Source organism: Streptococcus mitis (assembly GCF_023109515.1).
In the GTDB taxonomy this organism is placed as follows: domain Bacteria; phylum Bacillota; class Bacilli; order Lactobacillales; family Streptococcaceae; genus Streptococcus; species Streptococcus mitis_CS.
Genome location: NZ_JALDUM010000002.1, coordinates 360,593 through 380,879, shown reverse-complemented (window position 1 = coordinate 380,879; position 20,287 = coordinate 360,593). Strand labels below are relative to the sequence as shown.

At 34.8% G+C, this 20,287-nt stretch carries 20 protein-coding genes and 1 tRNA gene; 5 read left to right on the top strand and 16 right to left on the bottom strand.

What is annotated here, in order from left to right:
• Positions 1-142 precede the first annotated feature (142 nt).
• The 16 genes from M1G05_RS07520 to htrA all read right to left on the bottom strand — a co-directional run bounded on the left by M1G05_RS07520 (position 143) and on the right by htrA (position 17,076).
• Positions 143-622, bottom strand: a complete 480-nt coding sequence (locus tag M1G05_RS07520) for a sigma-70 family RNA polymerase sigma factor (protein WP_247953457.1) — start codon at positions 620-622, stop codon at positions 143-145.
• 120 nt (positions 623-742) lie between these two features.
• Entirely contained in the window at positions 743-2,701 is a 1,959-nt protein-coding gene (ftsH, locus tag M1G05_RS07515; protein ID WP_247953456.1) for an ATP-dependent zinc metalloprotease FtsH, read from the bottom strand.
• A 15-nt stretch (positions 2,702-2,716) separates the two neighbouring features.
• A complete protein-coding gene (gene hpt, locus M1G05_RS07510; RefSeq protein WP_247953455.1) occupies positions 2,717-3,259 on the bottom strand; it encodes a hypoxanthine phosphoribosyltransferase in 543 nt (180 codons plus the stop codon).
• A 4-nt stretch (positions 3,260-3,263) separates the two neighbouring features.
• A complete protein-coding gene (gene tilS, locus M1G05_RS07505) occupies positions 3,264-4,541 on the bottom strand; it encodes a tRNA lysidine(34) synthetase TilS (RefSeq protein WP_247953454.1) in 1,278 nt (425 codons plus the stop codon).
• Positions 4,538-5,806 (bottom strand): serine hydrolase, encoded by a 1,269-nt coding sequence (locus M1G05_RS07500; RefSeq protein WP_247953453.1) that lies wholly within the window; start codon positions 5,804-5,806, stop codon positions 4,538-4,540. Before M1G05_RS07500 ends, tilS begins: the two co-directional genes overlap by 4 nt.
• On the bottom strand, positions 5,799-5,921 hold the full coding sequence (locus M1G05_RS10020; protein WP_020902316.1) for an SP_0009 family protein: 123 nt from the start codon (positions 5,919-5,921) through the stop codon (positions 5,799-5,801). Before M1G05_RS10020 ends, M1G05_RS07500 begins: the two co-directional genes overlap by 8 nt.
• Positions 5,922-5,925: 4 nt before the next feature.
• Complete coding sequence (locus M1G05_RS07495) at positions 5,926-6,294, bottom strand: septum formation initiator family protein (protein WP_000041905.1); 369 nt, start codon at positions 6,292-6,294, stop codon at positions 5,926-5,928.
• Positions 6,287-6,553, bottom strand: coding sequence for an RNA-binding S4 domain-containing protein (locus tag M1G05_RS07490; RefSeq protein ID WP_001234978.1), 267 nt, complete (start codon positions 6,551-6,553; stop codon positions 6,287-6,289). The genes M1G05_RS07495 and M1G05_RS07490 overlap by 8 nt, the downstream gene beginning before the upstream one ends.
• A 57-nt stretch (positions 6,554-6,610) precedes the next feature.
• Positions 6,611-10,114 (bottom strand): transcription-repair coupling factor, encoded by a 3,504-nt coding sequence (gene mfd / locus M1G05_RS07485; RefSeq protein WP_247953452.1) that lies wholly within the window; start codon positions 10,112-10,114, stop codon positions 6,611-6,613.
• Complete coding sequence (pth, locus tag M1G05_RS07480; RefSeq protein WP_000163938.1) at positions 10,115-10,684, bottom strand: aminoacyl-tRNA hydrolase; 570 nt, start codon at positions 10,682-10,684, stop codon at positions 10,115-10,117.
• A 72-nt stretch (positions 10,685-10,756) separates the two neighbouring features.
• The gene (ychF, locus tag M1G05_RS07475) at positions 10,757-11,872 is read right to left on the bottom strand and encodes a redox-regulated ATPase YchF (protein ID WP_001218721.1); all 1,116 of its coding nucleotides are present in this window, start codon (positions 11,870-11,872) and stop codon (positions 10,757-10,759) included.
• Between the two features lie 84 nt (positions 11,873-11,956).
• Positions 11,957-12,151, bottom strand: a complete 195-nt coding sequence (locus tag M1G05_RS07470; RefSeq protein ID WP_000285186.1) for a DUF951 domain-containing protein — start codon at positions 12,149-12,151, stop codon at positions 11,957-11,959.
• 64 nt (positions 12,152-12,215) lie between these two features.
• Positions 12,216-13,352: a DNA polymerase III subunit beta gene (dnaN, locus tag M1G05_RS07465; RefSeq protein ID WP_247953451.1), complete on the bottom strand. Its 1,137-nt coding sequence runs from the start codon at positions 13,350-13,352 to the stop codon at positions 12,216-12,218.
• Between the two features lie 158 nt (positions 13,353-13,510).
• A complete protein-coding gene (gene dnaA / locus M1G05_RS07460) occupies positions 13,511-14,872 on the bottom strand; it encodes a chromosomal replication initiator protein DnaA (protein WP_247953450.1) in 1,362 nt (453 codons plus the stop codon).
• Positions 14,873-15,084: 212 nt separating this feature from the next.
• Positions 15,085-15,837, bottom strand: a complete 753-nt coding sequence (locus tag M1G05_RS07455) for a ParB/RepB/Spo0J family partition protein (RefSeq protein ID WP_247953449.1) — start codon at positions 15,835-15,837, stop codon at positions 15,085-15,087.
• 57 nt (positions 15,838-15,894) lie between these two features.
• Entirely contained in the window at positions 15,895-17,076 is a 1,182-nt protein-coding gene (gene htrA, locus M1G05_RS07450) for a serine protease HtrA (protein ID WP_000681589.1), read from the bottom strand.
• Between the two features lie 183 nt (positions 17,077-17,259).
• On the opposite strand from htrA, the gene rlmH reads away from it, so the two are divergent.
• The 5 genes from rlmH to comE all read left to right on the top strand — a co-directional run bounded on the left by rlmH (position 17,260) and on the right by comE (position 20,242).
• Positions 17,260-17,739, top strand: coding sequence for a 23S rRNA (pseudouridine(1915)-N(3))-methyltransferase RlmH (rlmH, locus tag M1G05_RS07445; protein WP_000695934.1), 480 nt, complete (start codon positions 17,260-17,262; stop codon positions 17,737-17,739).
• 43 nt (positions 17,740-17,782) lie between these two features.
• Positions 17,783-17,856: transfer RNA gene (locus tag M1G05_RS07440), tRNA-Arg, on the top strand.
• Between the two features lie 165 nt (positions 17,857-18,021).
• The gene (comC, locus tag M1G05_RS07435) at positions 18,022-18,147 is read left to right on the top strand and encodes a competence-stimulating peptide ComC (protein WP_000799685.1); all 126 of its coding nucleotides are present in this window, start codon (positions 18,022-18,024) and stop codon (positions 18,145-18,147) included.
• Between the two features lie 20 nt (positions 18,148-18,167).
• Complete coding sequence (gene comD, locus M1G05_RS07430; protein WP_238095994.1) at positions 18,168-19,493, top strand: competence system sensor histidine kinase ComD; 1,326 nt, start codon at positions 18,168-18,170, stop codon at positions 19,491-19,493.
• A complete protein-coding gene (comE, locus tag M1G05_RS07425) occupies positions 19,490-20,242 on the top strand; it encodes a competence system response regulator transcription factor ComE (RefSeq protein ID WP_000866074.1) in 753 nt (250 codons plus the stop codon). Before comD ends, comE begins: the two co-directional genes overlap by 4 nt.
• The last annotated feature ends 45 nt before the right edge of the window (positions 20,243-20,287 follow it).

Here is a 20,287-nt window from a genome sequence, read left to right as displayed (position 1 = left end):
AACCCGTGTTACCGCCGTGAAAAGGCGGTGTCTTAACCCCTTGACCAACGGACCTGAGTTGTTTTCAACTCTTACTATTATACAGACTTTTTCAGACTTGTCAACACCTTTTTCTGTTTTTTTCTTTTTTTTGCATAGCTTCTTACCGAGTACGGATATCAAACTCCTTAAACACAATACGTAAGTCTTTTAATACTCTTTGACGCCCTCGGAAGCGTTCATGTCTTAAGACGCGTTCTAACTCTTCTTGTTGCTCTTTACTTTGTTTGTTTCTATAATCTCTTAGTGTCTCATGAAAGAGATAATAATCATCTAGCCACAGACCTCCCTCACTGATACGATGACTAATCTCACCTACTTCTTCATAGGGTTCTTTATCATATCTTCGTTTTTGACTTTCCTGCTTACGGATATAGTCTAGAATTCGATTCCGGAACTTAGTCTTAAAATATTTCCTTAAACGAGGAATATCTTCTACTAGCTCTTCTTCTCTACTGATCAATTCATGTAAGCAAATCATTCCCTCTTGGTCCCAATCCGATAGCTCCCATAAATGAAGGTAATATTCATTTCTACTTTTATATACAATTCCCTGGACTTCTTTATACAATTCTTTAAACATAACGTTCCCCTTTCTAGATACAGTCTAACAGATTCGGAAACACTTTTGTCCCATTTCCCCATTCTGTTCCCTACACCGTCTAAACTGCACAAAAAAAGAGAGGTCTTGCCTCTCTTTGGGTTATTTCTCATCATTCATTTTTGACTTTACTTCATCATAGGATAGTGCATGTGATTCCTCTTCTACTGTTTCAGGCATCTTTCCTGTTTCGTAAAGAGATTTAATTTGCGTACTATCCAATGTTTCGTATTTCAATAATGCTTCTGCAATCAACTTGTGAGTTTCACGATTTGACTGAATAATTTCAGCAGCTTTATTTCGTGCTTCATTTAATAATGAACGAACTTCTTCGTCAATTTCATAAGCTGTTTGTTCTGAAATTGATTTTTGAGGGCTCTGTGCACCAAACATAGCATGGTTTCCTTCATATTGTACTGGGCCAAGTTTTTCACTCATACCGTACTCTGTAACCATTGCACGCGCCATTTGTGTCGCCTGTTCAAAGTCGTTTGAGGCTCCTGTAGTTTGGACATTAAAGATAATTTCTTCAGCTACACGTCCACCCATTAAGCCAGCCAATTGCTCTTTCATATCTTCTTTAGAAAGAAGCATTTGGTCTTCCTTAGGAAGTGCAATCATATAACCGCCTGCACGGCCGCGTGGTACGATAGTAACTTTATGAACAACACGGGCATTCGACAAAACTAGACCAACAATGGTATGTCCTGCCTCATGGTAGGCAACTAATTCACGTTCTTTTTGTGAAACTGTCTTATCTTTCTTAGAAGGTCCAGCAATAACTCTATCTTCTGCTTCATCAATATCTGAAGCATCAATTATCGATTTATTGCGACGAGCAGCGACTAAAGCCGCTTCATTCAATACATTCTCTAAATCAGCACCAACAAAGCCTGGAGTTTGTTGAGCCACTAATTTCAAATCAACATCTTCTGCTAAAGGCTTGTTCTTAGCATGAACTTTCAAGATTGCTTCACGACCCTTAACATCAGGACGGCCAACCAATACTTTTCTATCAAAACGTCCTGGACGCAAAAGGGCAGGGTCTAGTACATCTGAACGGTTTGTCGCAGCAATGACGATAATCCCTTCATTTCCCTCAAAACCGTCCATCTCAATCAAGAGTTGGTTCAAGGTTTGTTCACGTTCGTCATTACCTCCGCCAAGACCGACTCCACGTTGACGTCCAACAGCATCAATTTCATCGATAAAGATAATAGCTGGTGCTGCTTTTTTGGCATCTTCAAAAAGAGAACGAACACGGCTAGCTCCAACTCCAACAAACATTTCTACAAAGTCAGAACCTGAAATACTAAAGAATGGAACACCTGCTTCTCCGGCGACTGCTTTAGCAAGCAAAGTCTTACCTGTTCCTGGAGGTCCCTCTAACAGAACACCTGCTGGAATACGGGCCCCAAGTTTTGTAAATCGTTTTGGATCTTTTAAGAATTCAACAACTTCAACTAGTTCTTGTTTTTCTTCCTCAGCTCCAGCAACATCTGAAAATCTTACTTTAATATCTTCTTTATTTGCAGCTTTAGCCTTACTACGTCCAAAACTCATTGGGTTACGGCTATTATTTCCTCCCATATTTCCCATCATAGAGAATAGGAAGAAGAATAGAATTCCGAATGGCACAATGGATACAAGAATATTAATCCACATACCACTCGAACTTTCATGCTTAATAGTTACTTCCGCTTTATGCTCAGAAGCAAGCTTTTGCAATTCTGATACTGTAGTATCTGAAGGAAGAATAATACTTGAAAATTTCTCTACTGTTGTAGCAGAAGGAGAAAAGAACTGGATACCTGTTTCTTCTTTACTTGTTTTAGGATTTTTATAGACACCCGAAACCTCGATAACACTTCCATTTGGTTGGTAGGTTAATTCTTTTACGTTGTCATCGGTAATTTCTTTTACCAATTCTGTATAATTAATTTGCTCACTTTTCCCTGCAACACTACCTGTACTAAAATACTGATAAGCTGTAACTAGGAAAAAAATAAGTAATAACCATAGAAAAGGATTTTTAATTAAACCATTATTTTGTTTTTTCATTAAAAATTGTTCTTTCTAATTTGAATATACTTCTTCTTTCAATACTCCAACATATGGAAGGTTACGATAATTTTCTTTGTAGTCTAAACCATAACCTACTACAAACTCATTTGGAATAGTAAAGCAAGTATAGTCTGCCTCAATTTCTACAACACGTCCTTCTGGTTTATCCAACAAGGTTGCAATCTTAACAGAAGCTGCATCTCTTGCAATAAACATATCTCTTAAACTCTTCAAAGTTTGACCTGTATCAATGATATCTTCTACAAATAAAACATGTCTTCCTTTGATATCTTGAGTTACATCTTGCTTGATATTGATGACACCACTACTTGCTGTTCCACCATGGTAGCTAGAAACCATCATGAAGTCCATTTCAATATGTGTGTCGATATGTTTAACCAATTCAGCCATAAAAGGAATAGATCCTTTTAAAATCCCAACTAAAATTGGATTTTTTCCTGCATAGTCTTTGGTTAATTGAGCACCTAATTTTTTAGCAGCTTCTGTAATTTCATCGTGTGAAACGAGGATTTTTTTAATATCGTTTTCTAACATTTTTTTACCTATCTATTTTTTCTATATAAAGTACAGTGTTCATTATATCATTTTTCGTGTTTTTACTCAAATTACTGGTCGCAATTCCCAAAATTGAGACAATTTCACCAAATTGCTCAATAATCAGAGCTGATTTTCGCTTTTCCATAGGGATTTTCAAATCAATAAATAGACGTCTGAGTTTTTTTCTATGCCTATTTTGAATCAAAACATCTCCTGTTTTTCGATGACGAATGTATATGGATGTTTCGCGTGAAACAGGTACCTGCTGAATTAATTCACCTTCTAAAGGAAGTCCAAAGGAAAATAAATAACCTTGGTAAGATGCCTGATTTTGATAGTGTAGCACAAGTTCATCTTCTTTTTCATCAGACTGAGGACTGATTTTACAAATCCGAAACTGTTGATACTCTTTTACTAATTCATAACCATTTTTAAGCGGATGACGATACTGGCTTTTAGTTTTTAAAATTTGTCTAACTTCTTCAAACTGAGCTTTTGTAAGATTCAAATCTGGAAAACGATTCAGATAAGTTTGAAGTAAAACTCTTTGTGTCAACTCAGAGTAAGACAATAGCTGATCTAAATTTTCTACATCAATATTCTTTGATAATTCAGCTATAGCTAAGTCATAATCTAAAATTTCATTGCCGATGCTTAAGATTGCATCTCTAAATCTAGGATTTTCTTTTTCTAATTCTGGTAAATAAGAGTTTCGAATACGATTTCGAAAATAATGATTTTCCTGGTTTGATATATCTTCAAAGTGAAAAATGGGTGGAAAGTCTTTTTTCTGAAAATGCAAGAAGGGTCTAATGATTTCTATCTCTCCGACTACTTGCTTCTCCTTAATTCCTGATAGATAGCGCAAACGAGTGCCTCGAATCAAACGCATCAAAATCGTTTCCACCTGATCATCCGCATGGTGGGCAGTGACTAAAGCTGTCGCACCTGTCTTTTTCATGACTTCTTGACAAAAATCATAACGAAAATGTCGAGCACGGGCTTCTGAAAATTCACCTAAAAAATTGCTGATATAAATAGGAAGCTCTGCTTCAGCAGCCAACTTCCTTAATTCCTGTTCTTCCCAATCTGATTCTACTCTCTGCTTATGATTCACATGAGCTAGAATCAATTCAATTTCTAACTCTTTTTTATAGGTAGATAATAACTTAAATAGAAACATAGAATCTAATCCACCAGAAAGAGCTAGCACCACCTTAGCATGCTTTTTGAAATATCCCTTCTTGAGAAAATGATTTAAAAAATCTTGTTCCCTCATTTTAGAACCTCATAAACATCCTTGGCTATCTTAGAAATCGTATCATAATCAGAATTTTTAGTGAAAATAGAAAGAATAAATGGAGAATCTGCATAGACAACACCCGTATCATGCTTAAATTCATCCGCATCTCCAATTTTATGAGCTACTTTAACAGAAACACCTTTGGCAATTCTCTCATTATCAAAATCTGTTTTAGTCAAAGAATCCAATACAAATCCATTTTGGTTATAAATAGCTTCCATGACTTTCCCAGCCATTTTAGAAGAAATCAATTTTTCTTTTGAATCCCAATCATCTCCCATAATAGCAGACATCTTAGACTTGAATGTGACATCAGATTGATTTGAAATGTAATATCCCAATAGATTATGAGCTACATTATCAGATTCTTTTGATACTTTCGTAATTAAATCTTTTAGAGAATACTCTTTATTATCCTCTTTTTTAGGAAGGCTACCACTTCCCTCTGGTTTATAAGAACCTGGAAAATCATTGACTGCAGATACGTATTTTATAGTCGTGTCTAACTGATAAAGACCCTCATTTATTTTTTCTTGCGTATAATAAAGATAAGGGAGTTTCAAAACACTAGCTGCATACATCTTTTCATCTTGATTGATACCAGCTTCTTTTCCAGTAGTCAGTTGCTTAACATAAATAGAAAATGAATCCTTCTGATATTTTTCCGATAACATTTCTTGGACTTTACTCATCCGATTATCTTCTTCAGAAGTTGATTCTTTAGCTACCCATCCAGCCTGATCAATATGTAGAAATTCTCTTCCTTCTACAAACATGGTCTTATCGATTGATACCTGAGAATAAGCTGATAAGGATGATTTCACTTCTTTTAAGTCATAAGGACTATTGTACAGTTTAAAATCAGATTCTAACCATACTTTTTTTATTGTTGAAGTTACCTCTGATTGATCATATAAAAATCGTTTGTCCGCAGCTATAAATTGATGATTTGATAGCTTAAATACCGGAATTCCTTGTTTATTTAAGCGCCACTCGGTTATTTGAAAACTTGTTTGGGGAGTCAATTTTCCAGATTCCACTACTAAATCTTCATTCGCATAAACAGGAACTTCTCCAAAAACCATAGGGGAACTTAATTTTTCTCTAAAATAAATACCAAAGTCAGATTGTGAAAGGTAATAAATTTCTTTTGAAGTATAGACTACTTCTTTTTCTGTGCTAACGACTTTTGAAATGGTCAAAAAACTCGGTAACAACAAAATAATTAAGAATTTACGCATTCTTCCTTTCCTTTTCTTCTTGTAAACGCAATAGTTGATTTTTATCAGACAACTCTTCTAGTTTTTCATCCGATAGACTCAAAAATTGCTCAATTACGTCTAATAAATTTTCCATTTTATCACCTTGGGAGCAAGTCAGGAATCGTATAAACAGCTTCCCGATTCTTAGAATAATAATATTTTGCACGCATGTATTTAGCAGCGTAATCTTCATCTTTCAACTTTGTAGCAAAAGCTGTCTCTTTCTCCTTTTCCTCACTCAAGGTTTGATACTGAGTTTGCAAGTCTGATAACTGTTGACGTCTTTGGAGTAATTGGTGATAGCTTTGGGCAAGATTATAAGTTGGTAAAATGAACAATAAAATCATCAAAATAAGAACCCAACCCATGAAACGATTACGTTTTTGTCGTTCCTTCATCAGATAGCGACGACGTTGGTGCTCATTTTGAATAAAAGAATTATTCAATTGTACGATATTTTTAGACATTTTCTTCTACCCGTGTTTCACTGATAATTTCATACATGCCTGCTGCATCTTCTTTTTTTGTACTATCTTTCATCTCCAGTACTTTTACAAGTAGCAACTTATTTCCAAAACGAATTTCAACTTGGTCATTAACTTTCAAATCCGTTGAACTTTTGGCCAAGATTCCATTTACCTTGATTCTGCCTTTATCTGCTACTTCTTTTGCGACTGTACGACGCTTGATAATTCTTGATACTTTTAAATATTTGTCTAGTCTCATTTTTATTACCTCAAATTATTATTGTACCATTTTTATCCCTTTTTTAGAAGAAAAATGTTAAATGGAAATTGCTTCCTTTGATTCTTTTATCTCTAATAAACTTTCTCCAAAAATGAGCAGATCTTCTAAAATTTCATAGTCCTTCTTGTTTCGGATATCAAACACAACTTCCATTAATCCCTTATTCTCAGCTATGGCTGCTTTTAAGTCCGTTGCGGATAAAGCTTTAAAATAATCTTGAGCCAAAAACAATCGCTGAGTAATTTTTTCAAATTGAACTGTAATCTTATTTTCTTTTCGTTCCACACGTTGAACAAATACCTTATCAAGATAAGACTTAACCAAACCAATCTCTAAAAGATAGGCTACCACGTCTGGGTACTCTCCAAATCGGTCCATCAACTCTTCTTGTAATTCTTCGTAGTTGACACGGTTGTCAATTTGACGAATTTTCTTGTAAATTTCAATCTTATGTCGTTGATCAGAAATATAGGTATCAGGAAGATAGGCATCAATTTGTAAAATCAATTCGGTATTTCCTTTGGTTCTTGTGTTCCCATTACCATGTCGTTTAGCAATAGCTTCCTCCAATAACTGCGAATACAATTCAAAACCAACAGAATCAATGAAACCAGACTGGGATTTTCCTAAAAGATTTCCTGCTCCGCGAATCGAAAGATCTCGCATTGCAATCTTAAATCCAGAGCCCAATTCTGTAAATCCTTTAATCGCTTCTAATCTCTTCTCGGAGACTTCACTGATTGATTTTTCTGGACGATACATGAGATAGGCATAAGCAATACGATTACTACGACCGACTCTTCCTCTTAACTGATACAAGGTTGACAAGCCCATATGGTCCGCATTTTCAATAAATAAAGTATTGGCATTTGGAATGTCCACCCCTGTCTCAATAATGGTAGTTGTCACCAAGATATCATACTGACCTTCAATGAAACCCAGTAGAGTATTTTCTAACTGAATCTCACTCATTTGCCCATGAACATACCCAATCGAAGCCTCTGGAATCAACTCCTGTAATTCTGAAACCTTCTGATCAATTGTGTCAACTTTATTGTAAAGATAGTAAACTTGACCTCCACGGTCCATTTCACGTAAAACAGCATCACGAATCACACTATCATTCTTTTCCAAAACATAGGTCTGAACAGGATAGCGATTAGTCGGCGGAGTTTCAATAACAGACAAATCTCTGATTCCCAGCATAGACATATGGAGGGTACGAGGGATTGGAGTAGCAGTCAAAGTTAGGACATCCACTTGTTTCTTCAGTTCTTTCAAGGTTTCCTTATGCTTGACACCAAATCGTTGTTCCTCATCAATAATCATCAAGCCTAAATCAGCAAACACAACATCTTTTGACAAAACACGATGGGTTCCAATCAAAATATCAACTTGACCCTTTTTCAATTTTTCAAGTGTTTCAGTCTGCTCTTTTTTACTTCTAAAACGACTCAACACATCAATATTAACTGCAAAATTTTGGAATCTCTCTTTAAAATTTGTATAGTGTTGTTGCGCTAAAACCGTCGTCGGAACTAGAACGACAACTTGTTTATGATCATTGACCGCCTTAAAGGCTGCACGCATTGCAACTTCAGTCTTCCCAAAACCAACATCTCCAACTAGAAGTCGATCCATGGGATGAGAATCCTGCATATCTCTCTTGATTTCCTCAATACTACGAAGTTGATCATCCGTTTCAACATAAGGGAAGGCATCATCAAAAGCATTTTGATTATCATCATCAGCTGAGAAAGCAACCCCCTTCAACTGACTACGCTCAGAATAAAGCTTGATTAAATCGTCAGCTATATCCTCTACCTGGTTCTTAACTTTTTGCTTAGCCTTTTTAAAATGACCATCATTTAATTTATTAAGTTTTGGAGCTTTCCCATCACTTGAAACATATTTTGACAGTAACTGAATCTGCTCAACTGGGATGGAGATTTGATCCCCATTTTGATATTGAACACTGACATAATCACGGTGAATCCCTTTGATTTCAATTGTTTCAATGCCTAGATATTGACCAATTCCATGAATATGGTGAACAACGTAGTCTCCTTTTTCAAGTTCATTGTAATCTTTTAATCTCTCTGCGTTTGAAACATGTTGTCTTCGAAAACGACGTTTTAATTTCTTTTGAAAAATCTCATGTTCAGTGATCAAGAGAATTTTTTCATCTACAAAATGAAAACCATGTCTTAGATTACCCTCAATGAAGTTTACAGATTCTTTACAGATACTTGACTTATCTCTGGAATCCAATTTAATCTGGTATTCCTCTAAAACACCCTCCAATGTTTTACTTCCCATTGAATTGCTAGACTGCAGAATAATGGTGTAGTCCATTTTTTTATATCGCTCAATTTCTTCTTTAAGAAAAGAAAATTGATTGAAAAACTCCTGCATGGGAAATTGATTAAATTGATAAATGTGATCAAACTTGAGATTTCCTAACCCTTTTTGGAGATTGGAGAAAAAGGTAACTGGACTTTGTTTTTTATAGGTTTGTTCTGTATCTGCAAAATACTGCATATCAGAAAATGATTTACCATTCTGTAAATCTTCTGTAAAGTATTGCGCTAACTCTCTTTCAAAGGCTTCATACTGATTCATCAATTTTTGGTAATCATCAAAAAACACTGGTGTATCTTTTTCAATATAATCAAATATAGTCCATGTTTTATCGTAACATAAAGATAAAAACTTTCGACTATCTGAATGTACTTGTTTTTGATGAAAACTTGACAAAATCTCTTCCAAGTATGATTTTAAAATTGGTGATAAGGTCTTTGAACTTTGCTTTTCTAAAGCTGACTGCCCTCGTAGATAGTCCTTTTCCCTCAAAAGTATATCACTTGCTGGAAAGATAGTGAGTTCTGTTTGATTTTCTTTTGATAATTGTGTTTCTACTTCAAAAGTCCGAATTCCATCTACTTCATCACCAAAAAACTCGATTCGGAAAGGTTCTAACTGAGACATCTCAAAAATATCTAAAATATCTCCTCGAATACTAAACTCACCTTGAGTTTGTACTTGCGTAACTTTGCGATAACCTATTTCCTTTAACTGATGGATAAACGTGTGTTGATCATATTCTTCACCAACTGTTATTTTTACAATACTATCTTTGAATATATTGGGAGACGGTAAAATCAATCGACTTGCTGCGATATTACAAACTAAAATCCCTTTCTTAGATGAATCAGTCAAAAAACGCAAGGCTTCAACCCGTGAAATGATTTTTTCTTGTGAAGACATCAAAAACTCGACCATAGGGGAGTCATCTACTAAAAATGGATAGACAAGTTCCTCACCCAAGACAGATATAAGATCACTAACAAGTCCTTCTGCTTCTCCATAAGTTGACGTCAATAACACAATCTTATCTTCCTGTCTCAAACTACTAGCAATTGCTAAAGCTTTTGTAGAAGTTGACAAGCCTAACATTAATTGTCTTTTCTTATCTGTCAGATTTCGATGCCATTTTTTTATCTGATTATTTTCTGAGAATAAATCTAATAAGGTTAACATTTATCCGTTATACCTCTGCATTGTTTTCTCAAAATTTTTCTCTTGTAAATAGTAGTTTACAGAATCGTCAACTTTGTCAATAGACTGTAAAATACCAATATAATCATCCTTGTCAAAGGTACTCAAAACATGGTTAACAACTGACATTCCATTTTTAGGTCTTCCGATTCCAATCTTAACACGATTAAAGGTTTGGGTTCCAATATGTTGAATAATAGACTTGATACCATTATGACCACCTGCGGATCCCTTTGCTCTTAAACGAATCTTTCCAACTTCCATGTCAAGATCATCATAAATGATGAGTAAATCTTCAATATCCAAACCATAGTAAGTCAATAAAGCATGAACCGCTTTTCCACTTTCATTCATAAATGTCGTTGGTTTGACAAGATAAATTTTTTCTCCATTTAGGAAAAAGGATGCTAGGTCAGCTTGAAATATCTTATCGTGTGTAAAAGTGACATTCTGTTTCTTCGCTAGTTGGTCAATCAACATAAAGCCAACATTGTGTTTTGTTTCAAAATATTTATCTCCTGGATTTCCCAAGCCTACAAGTAATTTGGTCATTTATTTTTCCTTTCAAAAGCCAAAAGGGTTGGAATTTTTTTCCAACCTAATTGACACTATTCATTAATTTTTTTAGACATTAAAGCGGAATTCCATGATATCGCCGTCTTGAACGATATATTCTTTTCCTTCTTCACGCAAGCGTCCAGCTTCTTTTACAGCCTTTTCAGATCCGTATTTCACTAGATCCTCATATGACATAGTTACTGCACGAATAAATCCTTTTTCAAAGTCTGAGTGGATAATACCAGCTGCTTGAGGAGCCTTCATACCACGTTTGAAGGTCCAAGCGCGAACTTCTTTTTCGCCAGCTGTGAAGTAAGTTCCCAGTCCAAGCAAGTGGTAAGCTGCACGAGTCAACTTGTCAACGCCTGATTCTGTCAACCCAAGTGCTTCAAGAAACTCTTGCTTGTCTTCTTCGTCTAACTCAGAAATTTCTTCCTCAGCACGCGCAGAAATAACGACTACTTCAGCATTTTCTGTCGCTGCGAATTCACGAATTTGTTTAACATAGTCGATAGAGTCAGGTTCTGAAACCACATCCTCGTCCACATTAGCAACATAGAGCACTGGTTTAGTCGTTAACAGGAAGAGACCTTTGACAACCTTTTGTTCCTCATCTGTAAATTCAATAGTTCGAGCTGATTTTCCATCTTCAAGAACAGGTTTAATCTTTTGAAGAACATTAAATTCTGCTACTGATTCTTTATCTTTTTGCGTACGTGCCATCTTTTCTACACGCATATAGCGCTTATTAACTGATTCTAAGTCAGCAAGAATCAACTCTAGGTTAATAGTATCAATATCTGCCAGTGGATCCACAAAGGCGTCTTCACGTCCTTGCTCGCGCATCACATTTTCATCATCAAAAGCACGAACTACATGAACAATCGCATCTACTTCACGGATATTAGCCAAGAATTTATTCCCTAGCCCTTCTCCTTTTGAAGCTCCTTTTACAATCCCTGCGATATCTGTAAATTCAAATGTTGTTGGAACTGTCTTTTTAGGAGTAATCATTTCAGTTAGTTTTTGTAGGCGTTCATCTGGAACTTCTACCATTCCAACATTTGGATCAATCGTCGCAAATGGGTAATTTGCTGCCTCTGCTCCTGCTTTTGTAATTGCATTAAATAGTGTTGATTTACCAACGTTTGGCAAACCAACGATACCTGCTGTTAAAGCCATATTTTCTCATTCTCCGTTTTCATTTCAATCCCTAATATTATAACACAAAAAAGGAAAACTTGCTAACCCTCTAACTAAGGGTTTTCAGTCAATAATTTTATTCATTTTTCGATCAAAATCATAGCGTCCCATCATGACAACATGGTCACAATTGCTACATTTGATTTTTATATCTGCTCCTACACGTGTAATTTCCCAACGATTAGCTTTTTTTCCTGTTGACTTGATTGTGCAAGCATGTGGTTTTTTCATTTCAACAAAATTTCCAACTTGATACATACTACTCTCCTTTTCTTTTTCGATTATATCATAAAAGAGGCGAGCCAGGCTCAACCTCTTTCACTTAATTTGTACGAACTGGTGTAATGAGCTGCATGAAGTCCTCATCAGTGTCTGCTGGCACAAGAGTAAATGGACGAACAGCTGAGATAAAACTAATGGTCACTTTTTCGCTATTTAAAGCTTTAAGAGAATCAATCAAGTAAGTTGGGTTGAAACTAATGGTCAAATCTTCACCAGTAACCTGATCAGTATCGATTTCTTCGTTTACTTTACCAACTTCTGGCGAGTTAACATGAGCGCTAACAATACCATCTTTTATTTCAAGTTTCACAGTACCATTTTGAGTAGCACTTGATAAAAGACGAGCACGTTCCATTGACTGGCGTAAGTTTACAACATCAAAAGTAATAGTAGTATTAAAGTCTGTTGGAATCAAACGATCTGTATCAGGATAGTTTCCTTCGAGGAGACGAGTATAGAAGCTAATATTTTCGCTTCTAAAGAGGATTTGGTTATTGGCAAAGAAAATCTCTACAGTTTCGATATCATCTGTAAATACCGCTGAAAATTCGCGTAGAGAACGGCTAGGAATCACGACATCAAAATCATCACTATTTTTCTCAAGCGTTAATTTTTTCTGGCTTAGACGATGAGAGTCTGTTGCAACTGTTTTTAGCTCCTTGTGTTGACTTAATACAAAATGAACACCTGTTAAAATTGGACGACTCTCTTGTGTACTTGCAGCAAATGCTGTTTCATTGATAATTTTCTTGAGTAATTTTGTTTCAAGAACCAAAGGAGTGCTTGCTGAAATTTCTTGGATTCGTGGGTACTGTTCGCTATCTTTTCCTTTTAGGGTAATTTCTGATTTACCACTCGTTAAAACAATTTGATTTTGTTCAATTTCTTTAAAATCAAGACTTACATCAGGTAGACTAGATACCACATTGATAAAGAAAGAAGCTTCAAGAAGGATCGAACCTAAAGAAGTAATTAACAGACCAGCATCTTCATTTTTTTGAGAAATAAAATTTTCAATTGAAATTTGACCATTTGAACCAATTAAAGTAACACCTTCATTGGTCACGTCAATTTTGACGGTTGATAAAATAGGAATAGCATTTTTAGAACTAATAGCTCTCTTAGTTGTATTTAATGCTTGTAGAAATAAATTTTTATTAATTGAAAAATGAATCATGGATTCTCCTTTATTTATTTTTAGTATTAGAAGGATAATAGTAATAATAGAGTCTGTGAAATCTGTGGAAAACAGACTTTAAACAAGTCATATCAAGTTTTTTGGCTTGTTTAAAAAATGTGGATAAAAAAGATAATAAAGTAAAAGTTATCCACAAGTTATTTGATTTTCTTTTTGATTGATTCAATTTCTAAACGTAAATTATCGTCTTCATCAATCAAAGATTTAATTTTGGCATGGGCATGAATAACTGTTGTATGGTCTTTTCCACCAAATTCCTTCCCAATTTTTGGAAGACTATTATCTGTTAGTTCTCTAGATAAATACATGGCTACTTGACGGGCTAACACAATATTTTGAAGGCGTCTACTTCCCTTCATTTCTTTGACGCTGACACCATAAAAGTTACCAACTTCATTTTGAATTTTATCAATTGGGATGACGAGCATTTGGCTAACATCTTGTTTACGTGCTCGAATAGCCTCTGCAGCGATATCGATAGTGATATCCTTGATTTTTTTTACTCTGGCAATTAAAGTGATGTCGTTGATTGCTCCTTCAAGTTCTCGGACGTTTGAATCAAATTGCCCAGCTAGGTATTCTAGGGTATCACTTTGGAAATTGTAGTCTAAATGCTCTGTTTTGCTTTGTAAAATGGCAATACGTGTCTCAAAATCAGGTGGTGTGATGTTTTGCGTCAAGCCCCAGCTAAAGCGCGTGACAAGCCGTTCTTCAAGTCCCTCTAGGTGTTTAGGGCTACGATCACTAGTCAGAACAATTTGTTTTTGATTGTTATGGAGAACATTGAAAGTATTGAAAAATTCTTCCTGAGTTGCAACTTTTTTTCCACTCAGCGATTGAATATCATCAATTAACAAAAGATCGAGGCTACGGTAGGTTTTTTTGAATTTATCCATTTCACCCAGTCTCAGATGTTCAAGAAAGTCGTTGATAAAGCTTTCAGCAGGAATGTACTTAACACGCGCATCGGGAATATTTTTCAAAATCTCATTCCCAATGGCATTGAGTAAGTGAGTCTTACCAAGCCCAGGTCCTCCATAGATAAAAAGAGGATTATAGGTTAAGGCCAAATCTTCAGAGACAGCCAAAGCTGCTGATACTGCCCAGACATTTCCATCCCCCTGAATAAAATTATCAAAGGTATACTTTTCTTTTAATCCAGTATCCGAATAAGGAATAGATGCTAACTTTGGATTATAGTCATAAAGAGTTGAATTTGGAGCTTCTTCAACTTGTGAGATAGTCGTATATTGAGGTTTGATGAAAATATAGTGGGGAGTTATTTCAGCGTCATAAATTTCAAATCCAGCAACTACAATAATATCTTTTAGTTGTTTTTCCCAGACCATTTCCATTTCAGATCGTGGTAAAAATATAGTGGCAACATTTTCCTCTACCTTGATGAGTTCAGCTTGAATAGCATAGAAATCATACATGGATCGAGTCAGTCTTTCTTGAGCAAATTCTAATATACGATTCCAAAATTGTTTTTCTTTCAATCCTTTCTCCTCCTTTACTATTTAAAAGTTTAATGCTAGACTTATTTTACCATAGATAGTAAGAATTTTCCACAAGCTGTGAAAAATAATCCACAATGTTATCAAGTTTTATCCACAGATTGGGGATAAAATCAGAAACTGTTGATTTATTAAGCTTTTTATTGAAAAAAATAGTGGATAACCTTGTGAGATAAAAAAATAAAAGAACAGCCTTATTTCAGGCTGTTGATAATTCTACTGTATTCTTCTTGATTTGAAAAAGAAATAATAATTTTTCCATTGTCTTTTTTAGACAATTTGATTTCTACATCTAATCCGAGTAGTTTTTTTAACTGTTCTTCTTCATTTTGTATGAAATAATCATTTTTTTTCTTTTGTTTTTTCTCTGTCAGAAGAGCTTCTAACTTCCTTACAGAAATGTCTTCATATATAATCCGTTGAAAGAAATAGTCTTGTTGTTCCTTATTCAAGCCAACTAGAGAACGTGCATGGGCTTGTGATAGTTTGCCATTTTCTACTTCTGAGAGGATATGTTCTGGCAAGGACAGCAAGCGAATAGAGTTGCTGATATATGGACGAGACTTCCCCATTTTATCTGCAATTTCAGCATGGGTAAATCCTTTCTCTACAAGAGATTCATAGGCGCGTGCTTCTTCTATTGGATTTAAATTTTCTCTTTGTAAATTTTCAATGATGGACTGGACCATCATCTCTTGGTCTGAGAGCTGTTTAACAACAGCTGGGATAGACGTTAGACCAGCTAAAAGTGAAGCCCGATAGCGTCTCTCTCCTGCAAGGATTTCATAACCAATAACAGGAGATTGACGAACAATAATCGGTTGAATGACCCCATTTTCTTTGATAGACTGTGCTAGTTCATGTAGTTTTTCTCCATCAAATTCTTTTCGAGGTTGATAGGGATTTTTTTGTATATCCGTGATAGAAATCATTTCAAATTTTTCCATGATTCTACACTAACACATCTTTTCTCTTATGTAAAGCTTTCTTTACATAGATGTTAATTAAGATTCTAAATCACCTGAACTCTTGTCAAGTTTAATAGATGTAGTTTCTTCTTTACCGTTACGATAGTAAGTTATCTTAATGGTGTCTCCGATAGAATGATTGTAAAGAGCACTTTGTAAGTCTGTTGATGAAGCAATGTCTTTGTCATCTACTTTTGTAATAACATCGTATTTTTCAAGGTGACCATTGGCAGGCATATTACTTTGTACAGAACGAACAACGACACCAGATGTTACGTTACTTGGAATATTCAGTCTTCTAAGATCACTTGTATTAATATTTGAGAGATTGACCATTTGAATTCCCAAAGCTGGACGAGTCACTTTTCCGTTCTTTTCTAACTGTTCAATAATATTGATAGCATCATTTGCAGGGATTGCAAAACCAAGACCTTCTACAGATGTTCCTCCATTTGTTGCAATTTTACTTGAGGTAATTCCGATAACCTGTCCTTGAATATTGATTAGTGGGCCACCAGAGTTACCTGGGTTAATAGCAGTATCAGTTTGGATGGCTTTTGTAGAAATGGCTTGTCCATCTTCAGATTTTAAAGATACATTTCGATTAAGACTAGATACAATACCCTGAGTGACAGTATTTGCATATTCAGAACCCAATGGGCTACCAATAGCAATGGCAGTTTCTCCTACGGTTAACTTGCTAGAATCACCAAACTCAGCTACTGTTGTCACTTTTTCTGAAGAGATTTTGACGACAGCAATATCAGAGAAAGTGTCCGCTCCGACAATTTCTCCGGGTACTTTAGTTCCATCTGACAAACGAATATCTACTTTGCTGGCGCCATTTATAACGTGATTATTGGTGACGATGTAAGCTTCTTTGTCATTCTTTTTATAAATAACCCCAGATCCTTCACTAGAGATTTGCTGAGAATCTGTGTCAGTATCATCATTACCAAATACGCTATTTTGTCTGTTTGCTGAATAAGTAATAACGGAAACAACAGCATCTTTTACTTTGTTAACAGCCTGTGTTGTTGAATTTTCATTCTTATAGGCAGTCTGTGTAATAGTACTATTGTTGTTAGAGGTACTTACAGTACTTTTTTGAGTTAGTTGGTTTATTGAAAAGCTACCCAAGGCTCCACTAATAAAGCTAATGACGATAACGACTAATAATTGAAACCCTTTTTTGTAAAATGTTTTTAAATGTTTCATATTTGCCTCCATATGTTTGAATTACTGAAAGTATAAACTGACTAGCTTAATTATAACTTAAACACAAAAAGTTTTTCACAGATTGTGGATAACTTTCAAAAATCTGTGGTTTTCTCGGCTAAAATTAACCTTTTGTTTTGTGAATAAGATGTGAAAAAATAGAGAATATGTTAGAATAGAGTCATGAAAATTAAAGTTGTAACAGTTGGGAAACTGAAAGAAAAGTATTTAAAAGATGGTATTGCAGAGTATTCAAAACGAATTTCTCGATTTGCTAAGCTTGAAATGATTGAGCTGGCAGATGAAAAAACACCAGATAAGGCCAGTGAGTCAGAAAATCAAAAGATTTTAGAAATAGAAGGTCAGAGAATTTTATCAAAAGTTGGTGACCGTGATTTCGTTATTGTGTTGGCTATCGAAGGGAAAACTTTCTCATCAGAAGAATTTAGTAAACAATTAGAAGAAGCTTCTATAAAAGGATTTTCTACTCTTACATTTATTATTGGAGGGAGTCTGGGATTAGCACAGGATGTAAAAAAGAGAGCCAATCTCTCTGTTAGTTTTGGCCGTTTAACCTTGCCCCATCAGTTAATGAGACTAGTCCTTGTTGAACAAATCTATCGGGCTTTTACAATACAGCAGGGCTCGCCCTATCATAAATAGAAAATTGACTTTCAATTGAATTTTTGGTAGAATAGCTATATTAGGTCTCATAGCTCAGCTGGATAGAGCATTCGCCTTCTAAGCGAACGGTCGCAGGTTCGAATCCTGCTGGGATCAATATAGTAGCAAAGCTGGGAATTTTCCCGGCTTTTTTCTTAAAAAAGTACACTTGGGGAGAAAAAAATGACAGTTGAGAGAATTTTATCTAAAACGAAATTCCATTTTGTATAATAGTTTTTGTAAGTTAGCTTACAAGAAAAAAACATTTAAGGAGATTTTATTATGAAAAACACAGTTAAATTGGAACAGTTTGTAGCCTTGAAGGAAAAAGACTTGCAGGAGATTCAAGGTGGGGAAAGTAGACTTCCAAAAATCCGCTTTGATTTTATTTTCCCACGAAAAAAGTAATGAAATAAGGGGAAAGAGTAATGAATTTATTTGGAGTTGGGTTAGTTATTGTTTATTTTTTAATTATTAGTCACAGTTACCGTTTAATTTGTAAAGGTCAAATAAATAGAAAAGAACTATACGTTTTTAGTGCTTATATATTACTAACAGAAATAGTACTTGATTTTCCATCATATCTTCTACATTTAGATGACTTAGGGATTGTAAAATTTTTATTTCCTTTGATATTATATTCCTATTTTCGATGGATTAAACAGTATGAGAGGGATAGAGGACTATTCCTAAGTTTACTACTATCTCTTTTATATGAGAGCACTCATAACTTTTTGTCCGTAACTTTATCCTCTCTAACAGGAGACAATTTTGTTTTACAATATTATGAACCATTCTTTTTCCTTGTAACGGTGTTGACTTATGTCGTTATCTTAAAAATCATTCATTATTTCCATTTGGATCTAAACTATTTTGATAAAGACTACCTCTATCCTTTCTTGACAAAAGTATTTTTTGCTTTGCTACTGCTCCATATTGTATCTTTCGTTTCAGATATGGTAAGTACGATTAAACATTTGAATAGTTTTGGAAGTATTTTATCATCTATCGTCTTTATTTCTCTCCTTTTAACCTTTTTTGCAATGAATTCACATAAAGATCAAATGGAGAAAGAGATTGCTTTGAAGCAGAAGAAATTTGAACAGAAACATTTACAAAACTACACAGATGAAATTGTCGGTTTGTATAATGAAATTCGTGGTTTTCGACATGATTATGCTGGGATGCTTGTCAGTATGCAGATGGCAATTGACAGTGGTAATTTACAGGAAATTGACAGAGTTTACAACGAAGTTTTGGTTAAAGCCAATCACAAACTGCGCTCAGATAAGTACACTTACTTTGATTTGAACAACATAGAAGATTCAGCTTTACGAAGTTTGGTTGCTCAGTCCATTGTCTATGCTCGAAATAACGGTGTAGAGTTTACACTGGAAGTAAAAGATATAATTACTAGACTACCAATAGACCTTCTGGATTTAGTTCGTATTATGAGTGTTTTATTGAACAATGCTGTCGAAGGATCGGCTGATAGTTATAAAAAGCAGATGGAAGTAGCAGTTATTAAGATGGAAACTGAAACAGTGATTGTGATTCAGAATTCATGTAAAATGACGATGACTCCTTCAGGAGATCTATTTGCTTTAGGATTCTCTACTAAGGGAAGAAATCGCGGAGTAGGATTAAATAATGTGAAAGAACTACTGGATAAGTACAACAACATTATTTTAGAAACAGAGATGGAAGGCAGTACATTTAGACAAATCATTAGATTTAAGAGGGAATTTGAATGAAAGTTTTAATTTTAGAAGATGTTATTGAACATCAAGTGAGACTAGAGAGAATATTGGATGAAATTTCGAAAGAATCGAATATTCCAATATCATACAAGACAACGGGAAAAGTTCGTGAGTTTAAGGAATATATCGAAAATGATGAAGTAAACCAGCTTTATTTTCTAGATATTGATATTCATGGAATTGAGAAAAAGGGATTTGAAGTGGCTCAGCTCATTCGTCATTACAATCCTTACGCTATTATCGTCTTTATCACCAGTCGATCAGAGTTTGCGACTCTAACATATAAATACCAGGTATCAGCCCTAGATTTTGTTGATAAGGATATCAATGATGAGTTATTTAAGAAGAGAATTGAGCAAAATATCTTCTACACGAAGAGTATGTTACTTGAAAATGAAGATGTGGTAGATTATTTTGACTACAATTACAAGGGAAATGATTTAAAAATTCCTTATCATGACATTTTGTATATTGAAACGACAGGAGTTTCTCATAAATTGCGCATTATTGGTAAGAATTTTGCAAAAGAATTTTATGGTACCATGACAGATATTCAGGAAAAGGACAAACATACTCAGCGATTTTATTCTCCTCATAAGTCATTTTTGGTAAATATAGGTAATATTAGAGAAATTGATCGAAAAAACCTAGAAATTGTTTTCTATGAAGATCATCGTTGTCCTATTTCAAGATTAAAAATTAGAAAATTGAAAGATATTCTAGAGAAAAAATCTCAAAAGTAATTGACAATTAGCAAGAAATTGATATAATGGTCATATCTGCTACAG